9 protein-coding genes are annotated in these 12,226 nt (G+C 69.3%); 6 read left to right on the forward strand and 3 right to left on the reverse strand.

Going from position 1 to position 12,226, the window contains the following annotated elements; translation table 11 throughout:
* Entirely contained in the window at positions 1 to 2,106 is a 2,106-nt protein-coding gene (locus tag ACE3SG_RS07485) for a S8 family serine peptidase (protein ID WP_374563725.1), read from the forward strand.
* 1 nt (position 2,107) lies between these two features.
* Here ACE3SG_RS07485 and ACE3SG_RS07490 read toward each other — a convergent pair whose 3' ends face one another.
* Both ACE3SG_RS07490 and ACE3SG_RS07495 read right to left on the reverse strand, forming a co-directional pair.
* Entirely contained in the window at positions 2,108 to 3,607 is a 1,500-nt protein-coding gene (locus ACE3SG_RS07490) for a phosphatidylserine/phosphatidylglycerophosphate/cardiolipin synthase family protein (protein WP_374563727.1), read from the reverse strand.
* Positions 3,608 to 3,724: 117 nt separating this feature from the next.
* On the reverse strand, positions 3,725 to 6,580 hold the full coding sequence (locus ACE3SG_RS07495; protein ID WP_374563728.1) for a PAS domain S-box protein: 2,856 nt from the start codon (positions 6,578 to 6,580) through the stop codon (positions 3,725 to 3,727).
* Positions 6,581 to 6,717: 137 nt separating this feature from the next.
* Here ACE3SG_RS07495 and ACE3SG_RS07500 point away from each other — a divergent pair, with 137 nt between their 5' ends.
* The 4 genes from ACE3SG_RS07500 (at position 6,718) to ACE3SG_RS07515 (ending at position 10,889) form a co-directional block, all read left to right on the forward strand.
* Positions 6,718 to 7,476: a class II glutamine amidotransferase gene (locus tag ACE3SG_RS07500; RefSeq protein ID WP_374563730.1), complete on the forward strand. Its 759-nt coding sequence runs from the start codon at positions 6,718 to 6,720 to the stop codon at positions 7,474 to 7,476.
* Between the two features lie 162 nt (positions 7,477 to 7,638).
* Positions 7,639 to 8,838, forward strand: coding sequence for a sensor histidine kinase (locus tag ACE3SG_RS07505; protein ID WP_374563732.1), 1,200 nt, complete (start codon positions 7,639 to 7,641; stop codon positions 8,836 to 8,838).
* Positions 8,835 to 9,596: a LytR/AlgR family response regulator transcription factor gene (locus tag ACE3SG_RS07510; RefSeq protein ID WP_374563733.1), complete on the forward strand. Its 762-nt coding sequence runs from the start codon at positions 8,835 to 8,837 to the stop codon at positions 9,594 to 9,596. The genes ACE3SG_RS07505 and ACE3SG_RS07510 overlap by 4 nt, the downstream gene beginning before the upstream one ends.
* A 105-nt stretch (positions 9,597 to 9,701) precedes the next feature.
* A complete protein-coding gene (locus ACE3SG_RS07515) occupies positions 9,702 to 10,889 on the forward strand; it encodes a DNA cytosine methyltransferase (protein ID WP_374563735.1) in 1,188 nt (395 codons plus the stop codon).
* A 9-nt stretch (positions 10,890 to 10,898) separates the two neighbouring features.
* Here the strand turns inward: ACE3SG_RS07515 and ACE3SG_RS07520 are convergent, their stop codons facing one another.
* Positions 10,899 to 11,765: a hypothetical protein gene (locus ACE3SG_RS07520; RefSeq protein WP_374563933.1), complete on the reverse strand. Its 867-nt coding sequence runs from the start codon at positions 11,763 to 11,765 to the stop codon at positions 10,899 to 10,901.
* Between ACE3SG_RS07520 and ACE3SG_RS07525 the strand changes: the two genes are divergently transcribed.
* Positions 11,728 to 12,162 carry a very short patch repair endonuclease gene (locus ACE3SG_RS07525; protein ID WP_374563927.1) on the forward strand — a complete coding sequence of 145 codons (435 nt, stop codon included), beginning with the start codon at positions 11,728 to 11,730 and terminating at the stop codon, positions 12,160 to 12,162. The two genes, ACE3SG_RS07520 and ACE3SG_RS07525, sit on opposite strands and share 38 nt — an antisense overlap.
* The last annotated feature ends 64 nt before the right edge of the window (positions 12,163 to 12,226 follow it).

A 12,226-nucleotide genomic window follows, 5' to 3' on the forward strand; every position in this document is an offset into this window, starting at 1 on the left:
ATGGCCACCACCGCACTGTCCTGCGCGGATCTCGACCCCTACCTGGCCTGGGCCCAGACCACCGGCTTTGCCGCGGTGTTGCAGCGCCCCAAGGGCCTGCTGCGGGTAGCCTTCCAGTTTCGCGACGATCGGCAGCGGGCTCGTTTTGCCGCTCAGTTCCTGGCCCTGGGCGTGGGCCTGGCACCGCACTACATCGAGGCCGTGCAGAGAAAAGGCTGCCGCTTCGTCTGTGCCGACGTGCCGCCAGATGCTCTGCCGCTTGCGGCGGCTCTGGCGTCGCGCATCAAAGTGGGATTGATCGGCAATGCAGAACAACTGCCTTTGCAAGATGGTGAGCGTGTCGCCCGTGGCGATCTCAACTCGCCGCTGATGAAGCCCAAGGCGGTGCGCCGTCTGCGGCGCGCGCTGGCCGGCGGCGGCGGTGGCCGGGTCGACGGCCTGCGCGACATCGCCAAGGTCAAGACCTCAGGCACCAAGGCCGGGCCGGCCCATCAGACGAAAGACGTTGCCCCGTCGACCGCGCCGATGATTGCAGTGATCGACTTTGGCTGCGCCTTCGCGCACCCTTGCTTTCAGCGTGATGGTGGCACCCGCATCCGACACTTCTGGGACCAAGGCCGTGGTGTCGAGGCGGGTTGGCAGCACGAGCTGGCGCCGGCTTGGCCATGGCGCACACAACCCGAGTTCGGCTACGGGCGCGAAGCCGATTGCGAGCGCCTGAATGCGTTGATGGCCGGCGTTCGCAACGGTGCGACGCCGAAGGCCGGTACGCCCACCGCCGCCGGCTTCGAGGAAGCGTGCTATCTGGCAGCGGCGTTGCCTGAACTGCTGGAGCCCTGGTCGCACGGGACGGCGGTGCTCGGCATGGCCGCGGCGGAGTCGCCACCCTGGCTGAGTGGCGCTCCCGCGCCAGACGAAGCTGCCAAGGCCGACCTGATCTTCGTGCAGCTTCCGGAAGCTGCCATCGAGGACTTGTCCGGCGGTTGGGTCACGACCTATGTGCTCGATGCCTTGGAGTACGCGATGGCCAAGGCCGGCGACCGCCCTTTGGTGGTCAACATCAGCATCGGCTCCCACGGCGGGCCGCACGATGGTGGTTCATTGCTGGAGGCGGCGATCGAATATTTCATGAAAAACCGCCATGGCCTGCACGTGGTCCTGGCCGCCGGCAATGCAGCGGACAAGCGAGGCCATGCGGTCGCACAGATTCCTGCTGAGCGGCAAGGAGAACTGCGCTGGGTCGTGCCGGATCGCGACCCGACGCAGAGTTTCCTGGAATTCTGGTACCCCCGCGCCAACCCAGGCGAGCAGCCTCAGTTCACGGTCCGGCGTCTGAGCGGCGGGCCTTGTTTGTCGGCGCCGGGTGAGGTTGCGCGCGACGCCGCGGGGGTTCCTTGCGCGGCGCTGTGGCAATTGCCCACGTCGACCGCCGGCGGCAACTCGGGCATGACGCTGTTTGCGCTGGCGCCGACGATGGCGCGCCAGGGCGCGACGAATTCAGGCATCGGGGTTGCGCCGGCCGGCGCCTGGATCATCGATGTCTACAACCCGTCGAAGCAGCCCATCGAGGTGCATGCGTGGATCGAGCGCGACGAGCCAGGTGCGGGGCCGCTGTCCGATAGGCCGGACTCGGTACTGGTCGCTCCCAAGGACGGCGCGTTCAAGGTGACCGACGCGACGACCTTGACGGGCCAAGCCACGGGAACGGCGCCGTGGGTGGTCGGTGGCTACGAGTTGTTCCGACCGAGGGCAACGAATCCGCCCGAGCCGATGGTCGAATCGGGGCGGGGCCCGGCCCGTCGGTCGGCGAAATCGAAGCCTCGCGTCCAGCCTGATGCGCTGGCACCTGCGGATCGGTGGCAGGCCGGTGCGACGCGCGGACTGAAGGTGTTGGCCAATCGCAGCCCGCTGCCCGGGCAAAGCCTGTTGGATATCGACAGCGAAGGATTCGCTGCCCTGCGAGGGACGAGCCTGTCGGCGCCGTGGGTGGCACGCCAGCTCTACAACCTGCTGGCCGCCGACGCCGCGCTGGACAGCAAGGACAAGCTGAAGAAATGCCTGCAGGCCAAGCAGGCCGACATTGCCCCGCCGATCTTCTTGACCTGACTCACAGCCAATACTGCAACAACTGCCCCAACCAGCCCCGCAAGCGCTCACCCAGCGGCCGCTGGTTCCAGGCCTGCAGCGTGACCGGGTCGGACTGGGCCAGGTCGCGTGCGAAGGCTTTTTGCATCTGGGCGCCGAACTCGTCGCCGAGCACCACGGCGTTCAGTTCCTGGTTGTGCAGAAAGCTGCGCCAGTCGAGGTTGGCCGAGCCGACGGTGGACCAGACGCCGTCGATCACCGCCGATTTGGCGTGCAGCAGCACGGTGCGGCGCTCGTAGAGCTTGACGCCGCTTTCGAGCAGCGCGCCGTATTGCGCGCGGCCGGCGCTGAGCACCAGCTTGGCGTCGCTGTGGCGCGGCAGGATCAACCGGACGTCGACCCCGCGCTGCGCCGCGCGGCTCAACGCGCCGACGAGCTGCGCGTCGGGCACGAAGTAGGCCATCGTGATCAGGATCTCTTTCTCGGCATGGTCGATCGACGACATCAGCGTCGCGTAGATCGCGCTGTACGACTCGTCGGGTGAGCTGGCGATCGCGCGCACCACGTGCTTGTCGCGGGCCTGGCGCCGGGCCGGCAGGTAGTCGGCGGTGTTCAGCGGCTCGCCCTTTTGCCGCACCCAGGTGTCGAGGAAGATCTTCTGCAGCTCGGCGACCACCGGGCCTTCGATCCGCACGTCGGTGTCGCGCCACGGCCGCCCTTCGTTGGACGAATCCGCGCTCGCCGATGTTGCCGAGGCGGCCGAAGCCGCAGGGGGCGGCGCCTTGGGCCGCTTTTTCGGCGCCGAGCCGGACGAGTAGACGGCGCTGATGTTGATGCCGCCGAGGAACGCGACCTCGCCGTCGACGACCAGCAGCTTGCGGTGGTCGCGCTCGTTGATGTCCCAGCCGCTCTTGGCCTGCAACGGGTTGACCGGGTTGTATTCGACGACGCGGATGCCGGCGGCCTTCAGCCGGTCGAAGAACGCGGCGGGCGTGTCGATCGTGCCGACGCTGTCGTGCAGCACGTTGACCTGCAGCCCTTGCTGGCGCTTGGCGATCAGCGCGTCGGCGAAGCGGCGGCCGGTCTCGTCGTCCTGCAGGATGTAGGTCTCCATGTTGATGTGGTGCTTGGCCTTGGCGATCGCCTCGAACATCGCGCGGTAGGTCGCGTCGCCGTCTTGCAGCAGCGTGACGGCGTTGTCGGCCACCAGCGGGCTGCCGGTGACCGCGCTTTCGATCGCAAGGTGGCGGTCGAGGATGCTTTCGGGCTGGCCGGGGTTGGCCTTCAGGTTCTCGACGATCTGCTGGCTGCGCGCCGCCGAGACCGGGCCGCGCGCGCCCTCGATCGCCACCGGCGCCACCGGGCTCACCGCGGCCGACGCCGCGACCGCCGGCGCCGGCACCAGCGGCGACATCGGCGCGCAGGCGGCCAGCGCCAGGCTCAGCCCGCTGGTGGCCAGGCGGCGCCAGGCGGGCACCGGGCGGGGTTGGGTCGGGGCGGCTGGGGGCGGGATGAGGGGCATGGCGGCATTCCGGGGAGCGTGCCGCAGTCTGGCCGCGCGCCCCGGCACCTGTCTGCCAGCGCAAGGCGGCCCCGGTTGTCGGAACTGGCCGACACGCGGCCTCGCCAGCGCCGGACCTTAAGTGACCCAGCGCGACAGCACCCGTACCAGCTCGTCGGGCTGCACCGGCTTGCCGACGAAGTCGTCCATGCCGGCTTCGCGTGCCTGCGCCCGTTCGTGGTCCAGCGCGGCGGCGCTGAAGGCCACCACCGGCAGCGCGCAGGTGCCGGGCTCGGCGCGCAGCTGGCGCACCGCCTCCAGCCCGTCGAGTACCGGCATGTGCAGGTCCATCAGCACCACGTCGTAGGCCTCGGGGTGGGCCCGGCAGGCCTGCACGGCTTCGGCGCCGTCGTGCGCCGGGCTGACGCTGGCGCCCAGCCGGCCCAGCATCTCGGCCGCGATCAGCATGTTGACCGGGTTGTCCTCGGCGATCAGCACCCGCAGCCCGCGCAGCGGCTGGTCGCTGCCGTCCAGCCCGGTGCTGGGCCGGTCTTCGCTGCCGTCGGCCGATGGCAGCGGCAGCTCGGCCCAGAAGGTGGCGCCTTCGCGCGGCATGCTGAACGCACCGACCTCGCCGCCCATCAGCTGCGCCAGCTCGCGCGTGATCGACAGCCCGAGCCCGGTGCCGCCGAAGCGCCGGGTGGTCGAATGGTCGGCCTGCGCGAAGGGCTGGAACAGGCTGGCCAGCACCGCCGGGGCGATGCCGATGCCGGTGTCTTCGACCTCGAAGCGCAGGCGGCCCGGCTCGGCCACCGCCACGCGCAGCATCACCTCGCCCTGGACGGTGAACTTGATCGCGTTGGCGATGAAGTTCGACAGGATCTGGCGCAGCCGCAGCGGGTCGCCGCGCACGCGGCGCGGCACGCCGGGCGCGATCAGCTGCCGCATCACCAGGCCCTTGGCCTCGGCCAGCACCATGTGCGCGCCGTGCACCTTGTCGATCAGGTCGTGCAGGTCGAAATCGATCCGCTCGACCTGCAGCTTGCCGGCCTCCATCTTGCTGAGGTCGAGCACGTTCGAGACGATGCCGTTCAGGCTCTCGGCGGCGTCGATCAGGTAGCGCAGGTGGTTCTGCTGCCGCGCCTCGGGCTGGCCCGGCAGCGCCATCAGCCGGGCCAGGCCCAGCACCCCGTTCAGCGGCGTGCGGATCTCGTGGCTCATGTGGGCCAGGAACGCACTCTTCGCATCGCTGGCGGCCTCGGCCAGCGCCTTGGCTTCGGCCAGCGCCTGCTCGGCGCGGCGGCGCTCGGTGATGTCTTCGACGACCCAGATCGCGCCGGCATCGTCGGGCTGGTGCGGGTCGACCAGCTGCGAGCGCAGCAGCGCCAGGAAGCGGCTGCCGTCGGGGCGCGTGAACTCGTGCTCCAGCTCGACCGGCCGGGCCTCGGCCAGGCGCTGGCGAAGGCTGTCGACGAAGGTCTGGTAGCCGGCCTCGCCGCCGAAGAAGTCGGTCACCGAGCGGCCGGCCATGCTGCCCGGCGGCTGGCCCAGCAGCGCCTCGAGCCGCGGGTTGACGCGCACCAGCCGGCGCTCACGCACCAACGCGACGCCGACCGCGGCGTGGTTCAGGATCACGTCACCCTGCAGCCGCGAGCGCTCGGCCTCGGTGATGTCGCGGATCATCATCACCGCCACCGGCTCGCCGTCCCATTCGAAGCGGGCCGCGGTGATCGAGCCGTCGCGGCGCGCGCCGTCGCGCCGCCAGAAGCACGTGCGCAGGTCGCGCACCACCGGCGCCTCGGCCAGCGCCTGGGCCAGCGCCTGCGGCTCGGCCGGGTCGCGCCACAAGCCCAGCGCCAGTGCGCTGCGGCCGACCACCTGCTCGGCCTGCTCGCAGCCGGCGGCCGCGGCGAAGCCGGGGTTGGCCAGCATGATGCGGCCGTCGCGCAGGCTGGCCACCGCGATCGCATCAGGCGACAGCCGCACCAGCCGGTCCAGCAGCGCCCGCGAGCGCTCGTGCTCGCGCGCGGCCAGCACCTCGCCGGTCACGTTCTGGCTGATGCCCCACCAGCCCAGGTGCTCGCCGTCGGCGCCTTGCACCGGCTCGCCGGTGCCGCGCACGCAGACCAGCTGGCCGTCGGCGCATTCGAAGGTGATGACCCGGCCGCGGTAAGGCCGGCGCGCCCGCAGGTCGTCGATCAGCATGGCCCACTCGGCGTCGTGCACGATGCGCGGCCCGCCGGGCTGGTCGATGCGCATGAACTCGGCCACCGTGCGGCCGGTGTGGCGCTCGAAGCTGGACGAGATGTGCGTCATCCGGCCATGGCGGTCGGCCTCCCAGGTCCAGTCGCTGCCCAGGCGAAGGAATTCGGACAGCCGGTGCTCCTTGACCAGCAGGTCGTGCAGCGCGCGCGACACCTGCTGCCCCAGCGTGATGGCGGCGAACAAGGCGCCCACGGTCACCAGCGCATGCGAGGCGAAGCGGCCCACGTAGCTGGTGGCCAGCAGCGCCGGCTCGGGGGCACCGCCCAGCAGCAGCAACAGCAGCAGGCCCAGCTGCATCACGGCGAGCACCCAGGCCACACGGGCATCGGCCAGCACGCCGGCCACCACGATCAGCACCGGCGAGCCGGCCAGCAACGCCGACATCAGGCCCAGCCCGCTGCCCCAGGCAAACAGCCCCACGCTCAACTGCGTCAGGGCCAGCAGCACGCCGGCCGCCAGGCGCAGGCGGGATTGGCGGGCCAACCACAGGCCGGCGCCGGTGCCCGCCAGCAGGATGGCGCCGGTGAGCAGCCGCCAGTGGGCATGCTTGGCTGGCGCCCCGAGCCAGGTCTGCAGCGGCATCGACAGCCAGGTCAGCAGGGCCAGCGCCCCGCTCAGGCGCGACAGCACCCGCACCGCGAGTCGCTCGCGGTCGACCAGGGCGCGTTGGGCGCCGTGGGCGAAGGGCTGGTCCGGCCGCGGCGGCTCGGCCCCGGGGGGTGTCGACAAGGGCGGGTACTCCAAGGTGTCCGCGCAGCATAAGGGAGCGACAAGCGAGCGAGCGCCACCGCCCGCTCGACCTGTGCGGCCCCTTCGGTCCGGTCCGGGCGGCCCGGCGTGAGGCAGAGTTTCTACAATCGGCAGCCATGTGCCAATTGCTCGGGATGAATGCCAACACGCCGACCGACGTGATGTTCAGCTTCACCGGCCTGGCCACCCGCGCCGACGAACACAAAGACGGCTTCGGCATCGGCTTCTTCGAAGACAAGGGCGTGCGGGTCTTCATCGACCACGCCAGCGCCCGCCGCTCGGCGATCGCCGAGCTGGTCAAGACCTACCCGATCCACAGCGGCAACGTCATCGCCCACATCCGCAAGGCCACCCAGGGCCGCGTCGCGCTGGAGAACACCCACCCGTTCGTGCGCGAGCTGTGGGGCCGCTACTGGGTCTTCGCCCACAACGGCGACCTGAAGAACTTCAATCCGCGGCTGCACGCCGCCTTTCGCCCGGTGGGCGACACCGACAGCGAGCGCGCGTTCTGCTGGTTGATGCAGGAGCTGTCCAAGGCCCACGCCGGCGTGCCCGAGGTGGCCGAGCTGAACTGCACGCTGGCCGAGCTGGTGCCCGAGCTGCACCGCCACGGCACCTTCAACATGCTGCTGTCCAACGGCCAGGCGCTGTGGGCCCACGCCTCCACCCACCTGCACTGGCTGCAGCGTCAGCACCCTTTCCGTGCCGCCAGCCTGAAAGACGAAGACGTGCGGGTCGACTTCGCCCACGCCACGACGCCGAACGACCGCGTCGCGGTGATCGCGACCGAGCCCCTGACCCACGACGAAGCCTGGACCGCGTTCCAGCCCGGTGAGCTGCGGGTCTTCGTCGACGGCGCGCCGCTGGCGTGCTGAGGCGACGCTGAATTCAAGTCCCCGCGAGAGGCTTGTTCCGCGTTGCCCGCAGCGGCCGGCCGGCCCACCAACCGCCGCCCGCACCGACGATTCATGACGCCGGCCCGGCCGTCCGCCGCGCGGCGCGACCACGCACCCGCGCCGTTGCCTAGACTGCGGTCCATGCTGAACACCCGCTTCAAGACCTGCGCCACGCCCGCGCCGCCGCCGAGCTCGGCCGCGCGCCCGGGCGAGCACGAGCGCATCGACTGGAGCCAGCTCTGGTACCCCGGCCCGTGCCGGGTCTTCAGCGCCGACGAGCTGGCCCGCGCCGGCACCGACCGGCCGAGCCGCACGTTCCTGGTGATGCTGCTGATCTCGGTCATCGTCGTCTCGCAGATGCTGCTGCAGCGGGCGCCGGACGGCGAGGTGGCGCGCCTGACCGGCCTGCTGGCCGGCCTGTTCGTGGCCGCCTACCAAGCCGGCCTGGCGCTGTGGCGGCAGCCGTCGCGGCGCCGCCTGGCCTGGGCGTGCGGCATCGCGAACCTGCTGTTCCTGCTGATCGCGGTTGGCGTCAAGTGGCGCGTCGACGACCCCGCGGCGCGGGCCTGGCTGGTCAACCTGAGCGCCGGCGTGGTGCTGTCGTGCTGCGCCGGCTTCTGGTTCGTCGCGGTCTACCGCGCCGAGCAGATCGCCGGCCGGCTGCGCGAGCTGGCCGAGCGCGAGCAATCGCTGGCGCTGGCGCGGCAACTGGCCACCGCACAGATCAAGCCGCATTTCATGTTCAACACGCTGGCCTCGCTGCAGCACTGGGTCGACACGCGCGACGAGCGCGCCGGCCCGCTGCTGGCCTCGTTGACCGCCTACCTGCGCGCCACCTTGCCGCTGTTCGAGAAGCGCGAGCTGACGCTGGCGCAGGAGCTCGAGGCGGTGCGCCGCTACCTCGAGGTGATGCGCGCCCGCTGGGGCGAGCGGCTGCGCCACGAGCTGCACGCCGATGCCGACACGCTGGCGGCGGCGCTGCCACCCGGCGCGCTGCTGACGCTGGTCGAGAACGCCGTCGAGCACGGCGCTGGCGCCAACCTGGGCGGCGGCAGCGTGCGCGTCTTTGCCCGCGCCGTGACCGGTGTGCCGGGCGGCCCGCTGCTGCAGGTCGACGTGCAGGACGACGGCCCCGGCCTGCCGGCCGGCGACCCGCCCGAAACCGGCCACCTGGGCCTGGCCAACACCCGCATGCGGCTGGCACAGACCTTTGGCCAGGCCGCCCGCCTGAGCCTGACCAACCGGCCCGAAGGCGGCTGCCTGGCGCGGCTCGAATGCCCGCTGCGCGCACCGGTGCCGGCGGCCCCCCTCGTCTCACCCGACCCCGCTGCCACCGCATGAACCCGACCGCCCTGATCGCCGACGACGAAGAAGCCCCCCGCGCCCAGCTGCGCGCCGCGTTGCAGCAGGCCTGGCCCGAGCTGCAGGTGGTGGCCCAGAGCCCGCACGGCGTCGATGCCTGGGACGCGTTCCTCGAGCACGAGCCCGCGGTGTGTTTTCTCGACATCCGCATGCCCGGGCTGTCGGGCATCGAGGTCGCGCAGCGCATCGGCAACCGCGCCCAGGTGGTGTTCGTCAGCGCCTTCGGCGACCACGCGCTGGACGCCTTCGACGCCGGCGCGGTCGACTATGTGCTCAAGCCGGTCGACGCAGCGCGCCTGGGCCAGGCGGTGGCGCGCGTGAAGCAGCGGCTGGCCACGCAGCAGGTGCCCGACCTGCAGGCCTTGCTGTCGGGCCTGGCGGGCCAGCTGCGCAAGCCGCCGCCGCCGGCGGTGATCCAGGCCAGCGTCGGCAAGGAGGTGCGGCTGATCCGCGTCGAGCAGATCATCTACTTCGAGTCCGACGCGCGCTACACCCGGGTCGTCTACGAAGACGAGCAAGGCAGCGCCGAAGCGTTGATCCGCACCCCGCTGAAAGAGCTGCTGGCGCAGCTCGACGCCGACCAGTTCTGGCAGGTCCACCGCTCGGTGATCGTCCACCACCGCCACATCGCCAGCGCGCTGCGCATCGACGAAGGCACGATGGTGCTGACGCTGCGCGGGCGGCCAGAGCGGCTGCCCGTGTCGCGCCATTTCCAGGGGCTGTTCAAAGGGCAGTAGCGGTGTCCCGTCATCCGCGGTCGCGCCATCGTCGGGAGGGTTGCGGTCAGCCTGGGCTTCGGTATCATCCAACCACTGTATGAATATCCATCTGAGTATCCTCCCGTGAACGCTGCTGGACTCTTCGCTGGGATTGGTGGTTTCGAGTTGGGCTTGCATCAGGCGGGACATCGAACTGCGCTGCTCTGTGACGTGCTGCCCGCCGCTCAAGCGGTGTTGAAAGCGCGCTTTCCCGGCGTCGAATACAGAAGCGACATCACGAGTCTGCGTTCGCTGCCGGCCGACGTCGATTTGGTGTGCGCTGGATTTCCTTGCCAGGACCTCAGTCAGGCAGGGCGTACCGCAGGGCTCGAAGGCGAACGATCGGGGCTGATCGGCGAAGTGTTTCGTTTGCTGTCGCGTCGTCGCGTACCGACCGTCGTACTGGAAAATGTGCCCTTCATGCTGCAGCTCTCAGGCGGCAATGCAATGCGGGCGATTAATGACGAGTTCGAGCGCCGTGGATACCGTTGGGCCTATCGGGTTGTCGATAGCTACGGGTTCGGATTGGCACAACGCCGGGAGCGCGTTTTCCTTGTCGCCTCTAGGGTGCTTGACCCGGCGGCTGTCCTGATGTCGGATGATCGTCCGATCGCGCGTCCGGCTACGTCACTCGGAAACCTGCCGCACGGCTTCTATTGGACCGAAGGGCTCGGCGGGCTCGGGTGGGCGGTGGATGCAGTGCCAACGCTGAAGAACGGCAGCACCATTGGTATTGCGTCGCCTCCCGCGGTACTGATGCCCGATGGAAGTCTGCTGAGGCTGGGCTTGCAGGCCAGCGAGCGATTGCAGGGTTTCGACGCAGATTGGACGCTGCCGGCAGAGCAAGTTGGTCGTCGGTCGAGTCGATGGGGGTTGGTTGGCAGTGCGGTCAGCGTTCCGGTAGCGCGCTGGATAGGTCGGCGCCTGGTGGAACCCGGCTGTTACGACACCGCGCGGGACCGGCCCTATTCCGTTTCGGGCAAAGCGCCTAGGGCCGCGCGCTATGACGGTCGGGTTCGCCATGCAGTGGACATCGGCGTCGACCCATTAGGTATCGAGCCGCCGTCACTTCGCCATTTCATGGCCAATCCTGAACCGCCGGAGCTGTTGTCCCTCAAGGCCACGCGCGGCTTCTTGGAGCGTACCCGCCGGGCGAAGCTGCGTTTTGCCCCCGGCTTCATCGACGCTGTCGAACGCCACCTCATGGCGATCGGTGGCGAGGTGCCGGCGCGCCCGGCGCCATCACGGCAGCTTGCGCTGTTGCCTTCCTGATTCGAATCGTCAGCGTCCGAATCGGCCGCGAAATTGCGAACACAGGCTGCGGATCATTCGTTCATAGTGATGATGCTGATTGGGCGCCGGGCCGATCGTGTTGTTCTGAACGATGGTGACGGCAGATCCATCGTTGCGGCAGCTCACGACGGTCACGCCCACGACGTCGTAACCGTAGTCGCGGGATTCGGTCAGCGTCGGAATCGCACGCTCGATCATCTCGACGACGCGACGGGCGTCGTCTGGCTGATCGTGTGAGTTGACCCGGCTCTCGCCACTGGGCGTCACGAAATCAGATGCGGCGTTGACCAGGGAATACGACACCGAGATGCACTGCGGCGCGGCTCGTTTGGTTAAGTAACCCGTCGCCAGGATCTCGGCGTGCAGGCGAGGGAGTGATTTCACATGCTCGGTCATGCAGGCCTTTGCTTCGAGTGCGATCGCAATCTCGGCGATGTCGTTCGAGCTCTCCCGCAGCAGCGTGGGCATGTCCGCCAACTCCTGGCGTTCCTCGTCGTTCAGTGCAATTCCCCATTCGTTCGCCAGATCGACGAACGAACCGCGCGGACCACCCGGCCGTGTCGGTGGGACGCGCGTCACAACCAGATCGAGCGTCTTGTTGATGGGTCCGACGATGACGTAATTGATACCGAAACCGATCCGGCCCTCGCTCACCGCCGAGCGAAAGACATCGCATTCCCGCATCAGGTCGAACAGAACGGCCCAGCAAGCCACTTTCGAATGACTATCGCTGCGCGAGTGGTACTGCCATGGCCGCGTCGAGCGGCCTCTGACCGTCGGTATGCTCATGGTCCTTGCCAGAATTGCCGGGCCTCGCATGTCGTCCTCGCCTTCTTTGTTGTCCGCGTCGGCCACGCCGAATCCACGACGCGCCGCGTTGATGAGAGCGGTTCGTCGAGAGAATACCGCACCGGAATTGGCGCTCAGGCGTCAGCTGCACGCTGCCGGACTGCGATTTCGACTTCACTCCGATTCGTTACCTGGCAGACCGGACATCGTGCTTCCGCGTCGCGGGACAGTCGTCTTCGTGCATGGCTGTTTCTGGCATGGTCATGATTGTCCGCATGGCCGTGTTCGGGCGAAGACGAACTCTCGGTTCTGGGCCGACAAGATCGATGCCAACAGGGCGCGTGACCGGCGCCAGCGGTCCGAGCTGATCCAGCGCGGTTGGCACGTCGAGGTCGTCTGGGAGTGCCAGGTCAAAGATCGGGGTGTCATTGCCAGCCTTGTGCGAAAGCTGTTGTCGCGTTAACCCAAGAACGCCTGGTGCGACACTCGGCGCCACCGCAGTCCCCCGGCCTGCCACGAGCAGGCCC

It is taken from the genome of Ideonella sp. (genome assembly GCF_041914305.1).
Taxonomy (GTDB): Bacteria; Pseudomonadota; Gammaproteobacteria; order Burkholderiales; family Burkholderiaceae_C; genus Ideonella.